At 51.6% G+C, this 14,316-nt stretch carries 11 protein-coding genes; 4 read left to right on the forward strand and 7 right to left on the reverse strand.

The genetic code is table 11. The features are described from left to right. Positions 1-55 precede the first annotated feature (55 nt). The 3 genes from AJE_RS07350 to AJE_RS07360 form a co-directional block, all read right to left on the reverse strand. A complete protein-coding gene (locus tag AJE_RS07350; RefSeq protein ID WP_008950321.1) occupies positions 56-1,405 on the reverse strand; it encodes a hypothetical protein in 1,350 nt (449 codons plus the stop codon). Between the two features lie 57 nt (positions 1,406-1,462). Beyond that, positions 1,463-3,922, reverse strand: a complete 2,460-nt coding sequence (locus tag AJE_RS07355) for a TonB-dependent receptor (protein WP_008950322.1) — start codon at positions 3,920-3,922, stop codon at positions 1,463-1,465. An 81-nt stretch (positions 3,923-4,003) separates the two neighbouring features. Beyond that, the gene (locus AJE_RS07360) at positions 4,004-4,753 is read right to left on the reverse strand and encodes a ZIP family metal transporter (protein WP_008606642.1); all 750 of its coding nucleotides are present in this window, start codon (positions 4,751-4,753) and stop codon (positions 4,004-4,006) included. A 225-nt stretch (positions 4,754-4,978) separates the two neighbouring features. On the opposite strand from AJE_RS07360, the gene AJE_RS07365 reads away from it, so the two are divergent. Next, the gene (locus tag AJE_RS07365; protein ID WP_008950323.1) at positions 4,979-5,581 is read left to right on the forward strand and encodes a hypothetical protein; all 603 of its coding nucleotides are present in this window, start codon (positions 4,979-4,981) and stop codon (positions 5,579-5,581) included. On the opposite strand, the gene bfr (AJE_RS07370) is transcribed toward AJE_RS07365, so the two are convergent. After that, positions 5,578-6,045 carry a bacterioferritin gene (gene bfr, locus AJE_RS07370; RefSeq protein ID WP_008606632.1) on the reverse strand — a complete coding sequence of 156 codons (468 nt, stop codon included), beginning with the start codon at positions 6,043-6,045 and terminating at the stop codon, positions 5,578-5,580. The genes AJE_RS07365 and bfr (AJE_RS07370) overlap by 4 nt on opposite strands. After that, positions 6,045-6,518: a bacterioferritin gene (bfr, locus tag AJE_RS07375; RefSeq protein ID WP_008606631.1), complete on the reverse strand. Its 474-nt coding sequence runs from the start codon at positions 6,516-6,518 to the stop codon at positions 6,045-6,047. Before bfr (AJE_RS07375) ends, bfr (AJE_RS07370) begins: the two co-directional genes overlap by 1 nt. A gap of 238 nt (positions 6,519-6,756) precedes the next feature. Between bfr (AJE_RS07375) and AJE_RS07380 the strand changes: the two genes are divergently transcribed. Further along, on the forward strand, positions 6,757-8,289 hold the full coding sequence (locus AJE_RS07380; RefSeq protein ID WP_008950324.1) for a S10 family peptidase: 1,533 nt from the start codon (positions 6,757-6,759) through the stop codon (positions 8,287-8,289). Between the two features lie 95 nt (positions 8,290-8,384). Here the strand turns inward: AJE_RS07380 and AJE_RS07385 are convergent, their stop codons facing one another. After that, on the reverse strand, positions 8,385-9,746 hold the full coding sequence (locus AJE_RS07385; RefSeq protein ID WP_008606627.1) for a peptidoglycan DD-metalloendopeptidase family protein: 1,362 nt from the start codon (positions 9,744-9,746) through the stop codon (positions 8,385-8,387). A gap of 391 nt (positions 9,747-10,137) precedes the next feature. Between AJE_RS07385 and AJE_RS07390 the strand changes: the two genes are divergently transcribed. Together AJE_RS07390 and AJE_RS07395 are read left to right on the forward strand one after the other, a co-directional pair. After that, the gene (locus AJE_RS07390) at positions 10,138-12,111 is read left to right on the forward strand and encodes a pectate lyase family protein (protein ID WP_008950325.1); all 1,974 of its coding nucleotides are present in this window, start codon (positions 10,138-10,140) and stop codon (positions 12,109-12,111) included. 109 nt (positions 12,112-12,220) lie between these two features. Beyond that, positions 12,221-13,873: an amidohydrolase gene (locus AJE_RS07395; protein ID WP_008950326.1), complete on the forward strand. Its 1,653-nt coding sequence runs from the start codon at positions 12,221-12,223 to the stop codon at positions 13,871-13,873. A 51-nt stretch (positions 13,874-13,924) separates the two neighbouring features. On the opposite strand, the gene AJE_RS07400 is transcribed toward AJE_RS07395, so the two are convergent. Next, positions 13,925-14,290, reverse strand: coding sequence for an HPF/RaiA family ribosome-associated protein (locus tag AJE_RS07400; RefSeq protein WP_008606624.1), 366 nt, complete (start codon positions 14,288-14,290; stop codon positions 13,925-13,927). Positions 14,291-14,316 lie beyond the last annotated feature (26 nt).

Raw genomic sequence — 14,316 nt, forward strand, 5'->3', positions numbered from 1 at the left:
TAAAAAAGCCGCTGCAGTTGCAGCGGCTAACCCCACCAGGAAGTTAGGGTGTTAATTAGTGGTCGTGATGATCATCTGCCGGCTCAGCAATACCCAGCCAGGTGATGCGGTGTGGCGTAAAGTTTAGCTGCTTGCGGCTTTTGATTTCCGCATCATGCACATCCACCGTAATCAGCTCTTTACGGATTGGATCGGTGATATAAACTTTGTCATCGGCCGCCGAAATCGCTAATTGGAAACGGGCCCCTGCCGGTAACAGGCTCAGATCAGCGTTCGATACTGCAACTTTAGCCGCATAGGTAAAGGCACTTTGGCCAGCGTGGGCATGACCATGGTAGTTAAAAATGGTCAGTTGGCCGGTGTTATCCAGCAATACAAACTTTTCCGCACCATCGGCAAAACCATAGCCCCAGATCGCGTTAGCAGCACCTGGCTGCCAATCCAGCTTTTCCATTTTGGCATCTTCAGCGTCAATCGCGAACACCTGAGCGCCTGCTAAACCAATAAAATGTTCTGCCGCTTTGTCACCGGCCAGGGTGCCAATACGCAGCGTACCGGTAAAGTCGGCGGTATTCGCCAGCTTACTGGCAGTAAAGGTATTTCCATTCTGCTCAATCAGCAATACACCATCCGAACAACCAAAGGCCACAAAATCATGATTCTGTGCGCTGCCGTGTAAGTTAGGGCAGTTTTCGGCAAAGACTTGTTCCTGGATGAAATCAGCACCTTGCCGCTTATACAGTGCCACCTGACTTGGCAGGGTAGTGCTGCTGTTTACATCGCGCAGAGTACTGACTAAAAACTCACCCCGTGCCTGCGCCGCACCATGCTGGTGAGTCGTTAAGGTTAATTTCGGATAGTCAGTGCGATCTTCACCAATATCAGCATCGGTTAACACCGCGACACTGGCAGGCGCACCTGTTGCGGCATTACCATCGAAAAATACCGCCAATTGGCCCGGAGCCTGCTGAAAGTGTGTCGGTCTGACGCCAGTTAACTGAAACGGCATAAAACGTGGCGCTTCCTGATAATCATGCAGATGGTCGACATGGTCTTCCTGCCATAAACCACCATCAATAAAGTTCACCAGATCCTGGGTACGTTGTACCACAGCTGCATAGCGGTAATCGCCACTGGCATAAAGATCACTGGGTGTCGCACTGACCATAAAGGTGTTCAGTTCGGTTTTAGCGGGTAACTCTAAGATTTGCACGAAAGGGTTATCAATCGCGGTTAACACTAACCGGCCTACCGGATTCACCTTATCATGGTCATGATCATGACCCGGCCGCTCAATAACAATCGGCTCCTGCTCGTTAATATTAATTGTCGTATCTCCACAAGCCGCAAGCAAAGCTGCGGCTACGGCCACGGCAACAGTCCGGGTCGGTGTTAGATAACGCATAGTGTCTTCCTCTGATACTCGAGCCCTGTCGCCAGGGCCCCTAATTGTTGATTAAAGTTAGAATGAACCTCTAAGGCCAATAGCAAAGCTACGACCTGGGAGTGGTGTGATGTCACGTAAGAAGGAGGTATGAACCAGCGCCAGCTCATCGGTCAGGTTCTGCGCTTTCAGATACGCCACCAGATCCTGCGAACCTAAGTTAAAGCGATAGCTCACACTGGCATCAACCAGGGTGTACCCCGCAGAAGCCTGCTCGAATTCAGCGATTTTATCCTGCCGGAAGTAACGGCTGATACTGAGATCAGCATCAAAATGATTACCCTGATACGCTAGCTCGGTCATCAAACGCATTGGTGGTGTGCGTGGTAACTCACCACCAGCGCGCAGCCGGGCCCGAATATAGTCGCCCTGAATGGTCAGCCGATACGGTGCGCTGATTTGCCAGATAAACTGAGCTTCAAAGCCGTGCAAATCAACGTCTTCGTTAACGTACAGATAAACCGGCAATTCACCGCCATGGTCGTGGCCACCATGATCATGATCGCCATGGTCATGACCATCATGCTCATCCTCGTGCTGGTGGCTATATTCGGCAAATAAGCCGGTGTTACGTTGATAGAAGTAATTATCAACCCGGTTGTAGAAGGCATTTAGTACTAAACCAAAATCACCACCAAACTTGCGGAACGTCAGGTCCAGATTGCGTGATTTTTCTAACTCAAAGCCGTCCCGGTTTAACTCAAAGCCATCCCGATCGGCATTGAGACGGAATAACGAGCCGATTTCATAACTGCGAGTCCCCAGGTGAGGACCAAAGGAGAACAACTCAGCCGCACTCGGCGCCCGCTCAGCCTGGGATAAGGATAAACCAAGGTTATATCCCTCAGCAAAGTCCCAGACCACACCGGCAGATAAACTGACTGGCGTGTATTTATTCTCGACACCAAACACACGGATGATCTCAACACCGCCATGATCATGGTCATGATCGTGGTCGTGATGGTCATCGTCATGGCCATGAATGTCCAGTTCCGGCAGCAGCACCCGGTCAGCGCTAATCTTTACCCGTTCAGCGCGGGCGCCCAGCTGCAACAATACCGGGCCAAAATGACGCTCAGCCATCCAACCCAAGGCCAACATGGTAGATTCAGATGGTGGCGTAAAGGCCTCGCTGCCAACCGCCTCGAAATCGCTGAATTTATAGTGCAGACTCAGGCCGCCTTTCCAGTCGTATACCGGCTGGTGGAATAACTCGAAACGGGCTTCGTGACTCTTGTTGCGGAACACCGTACTGACAAAACCGTCTTCAATCTCAGCATGCTGATAATCGGTATAGGCCAGACGACTATTCAGCTGACGTAGCCAGGGATTGTCAAAAAACAGCTCGCTTTGTAGCTGCAGCCGATCCTGCTTTTTATCGGCATAGACCAGCTCTTCGTCATGCTCAGCGTGATCTTCTTCGCCACCATGGCTATGGCCCGGGATACCATATTCCCGCTCTAAACGACCGTATGACAGCCCGACAAAGCCATTATCTAACAAGCGACTGCCACCAACGGTAAAGCCTTTGCTGGTGCTGAAGGTGTTCGCAATGCGACGACCGTGCTCATCATGCTCATCAGCATGGTCGTGATCATGATCGTGCTCGTCCTGGCGGTGCATCCAATCGTGCGGTGCCTTGTAATTAATGCTGTCGCGCCAGAAACCATCCAGATAAACCGCATAATCCTGATTGCCATTAACCAGTGAGCCGGCAATCAGCTTCGCTGAGTCGACGCTTTGTAGCTCGGTGAGCCACTCAGCACGCGGCGTGCTATCTGTCGGGATCCGATCATCGACCACATTGACTACACCGCCGATGGCGCCACTGCCATAGAACAAGGTCGCCGGGCCGCGCAATACTTCAATTTGGGTTGCGGTACTGGTTTCTGTCGCCACACTGTGGTCCGGGCCGATACGTGAGGCATCACCGGCATCGAGACCATTTTGCATAATCAGTACCCGCGGGCCATCCAGGCCACGGATAATCGGGCTGCTGGTAACACCGCCATGGAAATTCGAATGCACACCAACTTCTTTACTCAGCGTATCGCCCAGCGAGGTAGTTTGTTGCATCTTTAACCGATCACCTGCTAACACGCTGACTGGCAGGGCGGATTCTGTTACTGAGGCATGTAACGGGCTGGCCGTGACATCAATAATTTCAAAGCTGCTTGGCGTCAGCTGCAGTTCCACATCGGTTAACCCAGCTGCCGGAACAGATAATTTCACGTTGCTGTGACCAAAACGACGGGCCGCCAGATGCAACTCTACTTCCCGCACTGGTACATTGCGCAATGTAAAGCGACCAAATTCGTCAGTGCGTGTTTTGGCCGCGGCGCCAATAACATCAACTTCAGCATTGGCAACGGGCTGCCCTTTAGGATCTTTCACTACACCGCTAATGGTATTGGCTTGTGCTGTGGCGCTATGCAAGGCCGCTGCTATGGTTAGGGCTATCGCACTCTGCTTGATCATTGGTCCTTAACTCCAGGATTGGCTCAAAATGTTATATCGTAACAATATACAACTTTTGTGATGATATAACAATGCAGGGGTTTAATGATGTGCGTTTAACAGATGTAAAACCTCGATAAACACCATACCGACTGCTACACAGGAGATTTGCAAACCCAAGACTCTGATATTTACCGGCCGCTGCAATCTGGGCAATAAATCGAATAATGCAATGTAAATAAAGCCCCCGGCCGTAATAGCCAACAAGGTTGCTACCGGCAAAGTTAGGATCTGGCCCAAACTCAACACCAAAGCGGCACCGATAAAAACAGTGCTCGCCGCCAGCAAATTCAAGCCAACTGCCTTTTTCAAACTCGCGCCCGCCGCCACCAAAATGGCGGTATCACTGATTTCCTGGGGCAATTCATGCAGCAGAATCGCCAGCGTCGTCGCCCAACCCAAGGCCGGATCTAACAGAAAGCTGGTCGCAATCAGGGCGCCGTCAATCAGATTATGCAGAGCATCAACACTCAGGCTTACCCAGCCAAAACTGGCCATGGCTGGCGGATAAGCGCGGTGAAAAACGCGATGCTGCCAGTTGAGTCCCCGCTCGAAAAGAAAGAATACGCCCAGCCCTACGACCAGCCAGCTTAGAACGGGCCAGACCGTCGCCGAACTGGCAAGGGCTTCGGGTAATAAGTGAAAAAGCGCATCAGCAAGCAATACGCCGATGGCCACCGCTAACAACCAAGGGATAACGCTGTGCAGCAGGCTACCGAACAACCGCAGCAACAAGCCACCACTTAGCGATACCAAACAAACCAGGAAACAGGCAAAGACGATCTGCAGCATAAGACACCAAATTGTGATAATATAACATTTCACTTGCTAGTGTAGCCGATGCTGCTGCCTGACACAAATCATTAATGATAACTATTTGCATTTACAAAAAGCCGCGCTATACTCACTGCAACGGATTAAGAGCCGGTCATGGATGGCATCTCTCTGGTCTTTGTGGCTCGTCCTGCATTGTTCGGGCAAGCAAGCTTGCCCGTTTTTTTTGGAGGAAGATAAACTATGCCATTGCTGGAAGCCGGATCCCTGAAGAAAGCGCTTGGTATCCTGGCCGAATGCTGGCCATCGTTACGCAACAACAGCTCGCCCGCCCCCTGTCAACAACAGGTGTTATTTCCACCTGCTGCCGGTTGGCAACATTTACGCATTCTCGGTTATCGCTGTCTGGCTGAACATAGCGCGGGGTACGAGTTTATGCTGAAGCTGGAATCGCCATCAGAGAGGCTTGTATTGCCAACACTGCTGGAATTACAACCTCAGAATAGCTATAGCCAGGTGGCACTCTGGTTAACCCGACTCAGACTTAGTGGCTGTCAGATAGTACAGTTTGCACGGCAACGGGTGCCGCTCTGTCAGGCTCTTTCCTGTGTTGATTTAACTCAAGCCTGTCAAATACCGGCATCAGCGCTAAATGACTGGCTGGCCAGCCAGCCCAGGCTAATAGCGGGACGTTTTCAGGTGTTAGAATCTTGGGATACGGACGACAGCCTCAACCTGCACTGCGTCACCACAGATTGCATGTCGCGCGCCTGCTATCACTGGCTGCAACAGCAGGCGATCCGCTATCAGTTGCTCTACTTACGTTTTCTTGCAAACCGTTGTTAAAGCTGCGATTGCAGATAGTTTTCTAGTCCCAGTAGCTTAATCAGGCGGAGTTGCTGCTCCAGCCAATGCGCGTGATCATTTTCGGTATCGTCCAGCAGCCCCTGCAGGATATTACGCGTCACAAAATCCTGTTCCTGTTCACACAAGGCCATGCTTTGTTTCAGCAGCTTTTGCACCGCATACTCAACATTCAGATCATTCTGCAACATCTGCGGCACCGTCTGCCCGACCTGAATGGCATCGCGTTTGCTCATATCCGGCGTGCCGCCGAGAAAGATAATGCGCTCAATCAGCGCCGAAGCGTGACCTTTTTCATCGTCGAACTCGTGATCGATGCGCTCAAACAGCTTGTGCAGGCCCCAGTCGTGATACATTCTGGAGTGAATAAAATATTGATCCATTGCCGCCAGCTCATTAGCGAGCAACAAATTCAGGGCACTGATTACCTTCGGACTACCCTGCATTATTCACCTCCCAGCTGCGCTTGCAGATAATTGGCTAATCCCATCACCGTAATTTGATGCTGTTGCGTTTCCAGCCAGTCCAGATGTTCTTCTTCATACTCCAGGATTTCCGTTAACAGATCCCGGCTAACATAGTCCTGCAAACTCTCACACAGTGCTATCGCTTCCTTTAATAACGGCAATTGCTCCAGCTGAAAATCCTGATCGCATTGCAGCATCTCCGGCGTATCTTCACCAATCCTGAGCTTACCCAGCGCCTGCAAATTCGGTAACCCTTCCAGCATCAGAATACGCTCAATCAGTTCGTCGGCTTGCTTCATATCTTTGATAGATTTCTTGTAGCAAACATCATTCAGGGCTTTTAGCCCCCAGTTTTTATAGATCCTGGCGTGCAGAAAATACTGATTAATAGAGGTTAATTCGGCAGTCAGTACTTCATTCAATTTGCTGAGTACCTGTGGATGACCGTGCATAGCAGACTCCGGCTAGATTAAAAGCAGGCTTTAAGCTTAGTTCAAACCGTGCAGTTAAGCAAAATTATGTTTAATATCAGCAATATGCAATTAAGAATGCTTTGCATTTCTACTGTCACCCAGGCTCAGCACTGCCCTCCGTCCTGTAAATCTGCAACCAATCGCAAGTTGCTTCGCAGCGCTGGCATTTAACGTTATGGTAAGCATAAGATTTTCATTATCGACCTTGGACAACATTATGCGACTATCCTGCTACGCCCTGCCCCTTTTGCTGGGTCTGGGTTTAACACTGGGCCCGGCGCTACCGGCGCTGGCTACCAACAAAACCGAAGCGATCAGTATCGACGCCGATAGTGTAGTGGTGACCGAACACCGCACGCAGATTAACGGCCAAAGGTTCAGCTACAAAGCTTATACCGGTACCCAGCCGGTGTGGGATGACAATGGCCATCCCACTGCTACGCTGTTTTATACCTACTATCAGCGCACTGATATTAAGGATAACAGCAAGCGGCCACTGCTGATTTCGTTTAACGGTGGTCCGGGCTCGGCATCGGTTTGGATGCATATTGCCTACACCGGCCCCAAAGCGCTGATTATTGATAGCGAAGGCTACCCTATTCAGCCATACGGCGTAAAAACCAACCCTTACTCAGTACTCGATGTCGCCGATATTGTCTTTGTGAATCCGGTTAATACCGGTTATTCGCGGGTACTGCCCGGGCCAGATGGTAAAATGCCATCCCGCGAGCAACAACAGAAAATGTTCTTTGGCGTCAATGCTGACGTTAACTACCTTGCCGGCTGGATCAACAGCTTTGTCACCCGCTACGAGCGCTGGCCGTCTCCTAAATTTCTGATTGGCGAGAGCTATGGCACAACCCGGGTCGCCGGTTTGGCACTGGCACTACAAAACAATCAGTGGATGTATTTAAATGGTGTGATCCTGGTGTCGCCGACCGATATTGGCATTGAACGTCAGGGCCCGGTCAAGGCTGCCAATCGCCTGCCATACTTTGCCGCGACGGCCTGGTATCACCAAGCCCTGCCGGCCGATCTACAACAAAAAGATCTGTATGATATTCTGCCGGAAGTTGAAAACTTTACGCTGAACGAATACCTGCCAGCACTGGCCCGCGGCAATTCGCTGCCGGCACAGGACAAGCAACGTATTGCCGAGCAGGTTAGCCGCTATTCCGGTATCAGCGTGCAGAATGTGCTGCGTTCTAATCTGGATATCAGCACCAGCTACTTTTGGAAAGAGCTATTACGTGACCGTGGTCAAACCGTTGGCCGGCTGGATTCACGTTATCTGGGGATCGATAAAAATGATGTCGGCGCCAGCCCGGACTATTGGGCCGAGCTGACCTCCTGGTTGCATTCTTTTACCCCGGCAATTAATCACTACCTGCGCACCGAGTTAAACTATAAAACCGACATTAAATACAACATGTTTGGTAACGTGCATCCCTGGGATCGCAGCAACGACAATACCGGTGAAAACCTGCGCCAGGCAATGGCACAAAACCCCTATCTGCGGGTGCTGACACAAGCGGGTTATTACGACGGCGCCACCAACTACTTTGATGCTAAGTACAATATGTGGCAACTGGACCCGAGCGGTAAAATGAAAGATCGCCTCAGCTTCAAAGGCTACCGCAGCGGCCATATGATGTATTTACGCTATGAAGATTTAAAGAAATCAAATGATGATCTGCGCGAGTTTATCCTGCAATCATTACCTGCTGCTGGCCAGCCCGCTAAATACTAAACCGTAATTGTTACTGCCGAGTGCCGTCAGTATTTGAAACAGAAGCCCCCGCAACAGCGGGGGCTTTTTTAGGTCTGAGATCTACGGTAACTCACTTAGTCTGCCAGTTCCTGTTCGGCGCTTTGCTGTTTGGCTAACAGGGTTTGTTGCTCCATCTGCGCCGTCAGCTGCTTCACCCGGGCAGCAAAAGCGGCCTTGGATTCTGCTGGTACCGGACGCGCCAATGGGATATGCGCGGTCATCGGATTTACCGGTCTGTTATTCACATGCAGCTCATAATGTAAATGTGGTCCGGTGGAGCGCCCGGTATTGCCGGATAAGGCAATACGCTGTCCCCGCGTCACTCGTTGCCCACGCTGAACCAAAAAGCGGCTTAAGTGCAGGTAGCGGGTTTTATAGTTACCAAAATGCTGGATCTCAATGTACTTACCAGCAAACGGATGGTTTTCAATCCGGGTCACTACCCCGTCGGCCGGTGCAATAATCGGCGTCCCGATCGGTAACGGAAAATCGGTACCATTGTGCGGCGACACCCGTTGCGTAATAGGGTGCAGACGGCGTGGATTAAAGTGTGAGCTAACCCGGACCTGGCTAGCCAGAGGTAAGCGCGAAAAAGCCCGCTCCAGACTATCGCCATTGGCATCATAGTACTGGCCGTCGTCATGCATAAAGGCGGTTAACGTCTGACGCCGGTTTAGAATACGGATGCCTTCAATCCGGCTTAAGCCCGTACTTTCTTCACCAACAAAGTTTTCACTGCGCAATACCTGAAACTGGGCTCCGGCTTGCAAGTCGCGGGCGAAATTAATCCGCTCTTTAAATAACTGATTAATATTGTAAATATCAGCATCATTCAAACCAGCTCGCTGGGCTGAAGCGTAAAAGCTGCCAAAGACTTCACCCACCAGAATCGTATTTTGCCATACTCCTTCATCCAGCAGTTCCTGATAACTGAATTCATCGGCGGCTTCACGTTTATACAGCACTTTCTTGCCGGCATGCACATACAACTCCATGCTCTGTAGCTGGCCATTTTCATCCAGCTGCAGGGTCAGACGATTACCGGGGCGCAGTACGTCTAACGCCAGCAAGGACTCGTCTGCCGCCATCACCTGCTGTACAGTTTGGTAGTTCAGGCCATAGCGGGCAAAGATCCGGCTCAGGCTATCACCGGCACGGATATTATAAACTTTGATAAAGGGATCTTCGGCGGGTGCAATATGCAACTGGCTTTGCAACCAGGCGGTAAGCTCGGCCACCGGAAATTGCTGCAGCTGCTGGGGCCCATGTTGTAGCCCCATACCCAGCATTAACGGCATAAAGCCCAGGCTACTCTGTGTTGGCTTAGGCTGCGGCCAGGCGAGCAACACGCTCAAGCCCAGCGCACAGCCCAGCATCAACCGTTGATGCAGCACGGGCACACGGTCCCGGAATTGTTGAATTAAACTGTTCGGCATGAATTAAATCGTAATCATTATTCTAATTTTAGTGTGGATGGCGCTGGCGCAACCTGCTATCAGCGGCGGCCGACTCTGGCTACCTAAGATAACCGTACCCTCAATAAGTTCATTCTATGACATAGCAACGATAATTGCACCCGCCACCTGGCGGCATAGCACTGCAGGCGCTAGCGCCCGGTTTTATGCCAGATACGAAACTTTTACCAGAAAGCGGCGAAAAATCACACAAAAAATTTGTATTAAGCGCGCTTTTTCGCCATAAAAAAGCTGAACCGCCGCTTTCACTCTCACCTCTGGCACCAGTTTACAGAAAAAATGCCACCGGTAGACAAATCGGCGCACGATAAAGAAATAAACAATAAGCTATAACAATCAACAGGGTAGAAAAATGTTTAATCGAAAACTACTAACTATATTACTTGGCAGCGGGGTGCTGCTGGGCTGTAATACTGAAACCAAGGTGGTGGAAGTAGAAAAAGAGGTCCTTGTTACACCACCACCGAAAATTGATACCAGCGCTGTGGTACTTACCGATCTGGATACCGTGTACGGCTATGCCTCAGAAAACGGCGGTACCACCGGCGGCGGCGGTGAAAACCGGGTAGAAGTAGTAGTCTGTACTGGCGAGCAAATGATTAACGCTCTAAAAAACAAAGATCCGAATCGCCCGCTAACGATCTGGGTTAATGGCACCATTACCCTACAAAATGCGAAGGACAGCCGGATTGATATTAAAGATGTACGCGATGTCTCAATTATTGGTCTCGGCACTCAGGGCGAAATGGCCGGTATCGGCTTTAATATCGTGCGGGCACACAATATTATTATCCGCAATCTGCGTATCCATCATGTTCGCGCCAACCTTGGCGCACCTGGCGATGGCATCAGTATCGAAGGGCCGGCGAGCAATATCTGGATCGATCATAACGAAATTTACAATAGTCTGACCGTTGATGACCCGAGCCTGACACTGGATCAGGTGAAAGACTATTATGATGGCCTGGTCGATGCCAAGGGCGATGCCCGCTACATCACGATTTCTTTCAATAAGTTTCATAATAGCTGGAAGACGTCGCTGGTCGGCTCCTCCGACAGTGATAACTACGAGCGTACCCTGACTTACCATCATAACCACTGGTATAACGTCAACTCACGCTTACCACTGTTCCGTTTTGGTAAAGGCCATATCTACAACAACTTCTATGACGGCGCTGTCGAAAGCGGCATTAATTCAAGGATGGGCGCCGTGATCCGGATTGAGCAAAACCATTTTGCCAATATGAAAAACCCGGTGATGTCGATGTACAGCCAGCAAATTGGCTACTGGCAATTGATTGATAATATCTTCGAAAACATCAGTTGGGAGCCGGGCGCACCGGGTTCAGTGATTGCCGATAGCTATCAGTCGACCGGCGAGCTAAATGTGCCTTACAACTATCAGTCCAGTTTGATCCCGGTGCAGCAAGTCAAAGAAACCGTGTTACGTTACGCTGGCGTGGGTAAAATTGAGACGCCGCCAAGTCCGGGTTTATGCCCGGCACCCGAACCAGAAACCACCGCGCCGGAAGAGCCGACCCCACCACCGGTACCGATTGACCCGGTTGAACCGCCGGTTGCGGTGAACTGGAATATCTATGCTGCAGATTTAGAACCTTTCGCCAATGGCGCCGTAACTCTGGCCGATGGCAGCCTGGGTCAGTTTACCGCGCAGCAAAGTGGCGGTGTGGCAGAGCCTAATCTGTTCAGCGCTAACGGCGATGGCACCGTTACCTTTGATAGCACCGCCAGTGGCTCAGACCGCAGTCGCGCCAAACTGGATAACGTGGTCGCCGCCGACGGTGTCTATCCCAAATACTTTACCCTGCTGATGGGCTTGAAGGGTAATAGCGATAATCAACGTATTATCGAAACCGAAATCGCACTGGGCGATAGCGGCGCCAGTGCCGGCAGCCGTCTGAAAGTGGTGTTCCGCGGCGATGGTAATAATGCCGGGATCCAACTGGAAAATGCCAACAATGGCTCATCGGTTACCTTTGGCAAGGCCAATGAGGCCGATGCTATCGATATGACACAGTATCGGGTTTATCATTTCACCATCGCGCTGAGCTCTCCTACTACCGGTAATGTTGCCGTCTATGTCGAGGGCAATAATACGCCGCTGGGATTACTGGAAGCTGTCACCATGCGCCCGGCTAGCAATGGCAGTGACAACTATCTGCAGCTGGGCGATGCCGGCAATAGTAGCTACAAAGGGGATATCGACTGGGTGTTGTGGACCGATTCCGGTGCCTATACCCCTGAGATGTTAAAAGGTTTACTGCCAAACGGCATCGGCGATATTAGTGGCTACCAGAACGAGTAGCACACCTTACTGACAGCCCGGCTTAGTCCGGGCTTTTTTTATCGCAGCGAAAGTGTATCCGGCAGCCTTTGTTGCTATAGTCAGAAAAAAATCAACAACAGGATCCCGTATGCAACTTAAACCCTTGTTATTACTCGCTACGCTGACAAGCTTTGGTCTGTCTGCCGCGCCTGTAGTGCTGAAAAATATTCAGGGCTATGGTTTTGACCAGCAGCGGCAACTGGTGAACTTCCAGACGCTGGTATTTGATGACGAAAGCGGCCAGGTACTGGCTCGCGGCGCAGCCGGCATTACTGCCAACTATCCAAAGGCCAGGGTGATTGATGGTCAGGGACAAACCCTGCTGCCGGGCTTAATCGATGGCCACGGCCATTTACTCGGGCTGGGTGAATATCTGAAACAAGCCGACTTGCGGGGCCTAAGCAGTGAACAGGCTTCAGCGGCTCAGGTCGCGGAGTTTGCCCGCGCGAACCCGGAGCAGCAATGGGTGATTGGCCGCGGTTGGAATCAGGTACTATGGGATAGCAATGCTTTTCCGGCAAAAAAGACTCTGGATGAGCTGTTACCGGATAAACCGGTGTATCTGGTGCGGATTGACGCCCATGCGGCCTGGGTCAATAGTAAAGCGCTGGCCTTGGCTGGTATCAGCAAAGACACCCTGGATCCACCCGGCGGAGAAATTATCCGTGATGCCGCCGGCGAACCAACAGGTGTATTAATTGATAACGCTATGTACCTGGTACAGCAAAAAATCCCTGCCCCCAGCACTGACGATAAAAGAGCGGCACTGCAAACGGCATTTGCCCATTTGCAGGAACTGGGGATCACTGCCGTGCATGATGCCGGTGTCAGCAGTGAACTGGTCGCGCTCTATCAGCAATTACAGCAGGAGCAGGCGCTGGGCGTCCGGGTATACCCGATGCTATCAGCCAAGGATCCGGCACTGGAGCAATGGTTGACTAACGGCATCGTTGACGACCCGACTGATTGGCTGGATATCCGCTCGGTAAAAATTTATGGCGATGGAGCCCTGGGTAGCCGCGGTGCGGCATTGTTAGCTGACTATAGCGATCAGGCCGGCCAACGTGGCCTGTTGGTTACCGAACCCGATGCTCTGACCGAGATTATGCGGCTGACCATTAACGCCGGCTATCAGGCCAATGTGCACGCCATTGGCGATCGGGCTAACCGCTTGGTATTGGATCGCTTTGAATTGCTAGCCTCAGCCGAGCAGCGCGCTGCCGGCCGCCACCGTATCGAACATGCGCAGATAGTCTCACCGCAGGATATTCCGCGCTTTAAAGCGCTGCACATTCTGCCCTCGATGCAGGCGGTACATGCCACCTCGGATATGAATATGGCCGGTGACCGGCTGGGCATAGCGCGGTTGCGCGGCGCCTATGCCTGGCGCACCTTTGCCGATCAGGGCAGTATTATTGTCGGCGGTTCAGATTTTCCGGTGGAACTGGCCAATCCGTTCCATGGTTTACATGCCTCGGTCACCCGGCAGGATCAGCAAAATCAGCCGGTCGGTGGCTGGTTGCCAGAACAGCGCCTGACCTTAGTTGAAGCACTGCGTTCTTTTACCGTTGATGCCGCCTACGGTGCCTTTCAGGAAGACAAAATGGGCACCTTAGAACCAGGTAGCTGGGCTGATTTTATTCTGGTCGACCGCGATATTTTTGCGATACCGGCAGAACAACTGTGGCAAACCCGCACCCAGCAAACCTGGATCCACGGTCAGCTACGTTTTAGCCGCTAACCAAAATAGCAGTAAGGTTCAGGCCCGCCTGGTGGCGGGCCTGAACTAACCTCAGTTAACTTCGTCTTCTGTTACAAAGTCCGGGCGCTGGCCGTGGCTTTGCTTATCACGTAATTTGCCAATAACCGTACTTAATTTGCGCTGTAGCTTGTCAGCCGCACCGGTAATGGCCTGCCCCACCGTCGGGGCAAACTCGGTTACTGCTACCGGCTCCAGCCCTTGCGGGCGGGCTTCCAGCAAGCAGCGCTTGTCGTTACCTTCGTGTTTGGTGCTTCCGTTTTCATCACTCAGGTGTACCTCAACCCGGGTCAGGTGATCTGCAAAACGCTGCAATTTATGCTGTAGCGTATCGCGGACAAATTCGGCCAGGCGCTCATCCGCCTGAATATTGCGGTCACTGTTAATCTGAACTTGCATAGGTCACTCCTGTGGCAATAGGGACT

This window comes from Alishewanella jeotgali KCTC 22429 (assembly GCF_000245735.1).
GTDB lineage: Bacteria > Pseudomonadota > Gammaproteobacteria > Enterobacterales > Alteromonadaceae > Alishewanella > Alishewanella jeotgali.

Bases quoted from the DNA above. Each gene is read 5' to 3' on its own strand.
- AJE_RS07400 (WP_008606624.1), bottom strand. From the start codon at position 14,290: ATGCAAGTTCAGATTAACAGTGACCGCAATATTCAGGCGGATGAGCGC.
- AJE_RS07390 (WP_008950325.1), top strand. From the start codon at position 10,138: ATGTTTAATCGAAAACTACTAACTATATTACTTGGCAGCGGGGTGCTG.
- AJE_RS07385 (WP_008606627.1), bottom strand. From the start codon at position 9,746: ATGCCGAACAGTTTAATTCAACAATTCCGGGACCGTGTGCCCGTGCTG.
- AJE_RS07360 (WP_008606642.1), bottom strand. From the start codon at position 4,753: ATGCTGCAGATCGTCTTTGCCTGTTTCCTGGTTTGTTTGGTATCGCTA.
- AJE_RS07380 (WP_008950324.1), top strand. From the start codon at position 6,757: ATGCGACTATCCTGCTACGCCCTGCCCCTTTTGCTGGGTCTGGGTTTA.
- AJE_RS07350 (WP_008950321.1), bottom strand. From the start codon at position 1,405: ATGCGTTATCTAACACCGACCCGGACTGTTGCCGTGGCCGTAGCCGCA.
- AJE_RS07395 (WP_008950326.1), top strand. From the start codon at position 12,221: ATGCAACTTAAACCCTTGTTATTACTCGCTACGCTGACAAGCTTTGGT.
- AJE_RS07365 (WP_008950323.1), top strand. From the start codon at position 4,979: ATGCCATTGCTGGAAGCCGGATCCCTGAAGAAAGCGCTTGGTATCCTG.
- bfr (WP_008606631.1), bottom strand. From the start codon at position 6,518: ATGCACGGTCATCCACAGGTACTCAGCAAATTGAATGAAGTACTGACT.
- bfr (WP_008606632.1), bottom strand. From the start codon at position 6,045: ATGCAGGGTAGTCCGAAGGTAATCAGTGCCCTGAATTTGTTGCTCGCT.
- AJE_RS07355 (WP_008950322.1), bottom strand. From the start codon at position 3,922: ATGATCAAGCAGAGTGCGATAGCCCTAACCATAGCAGCGGCCTTGCAT.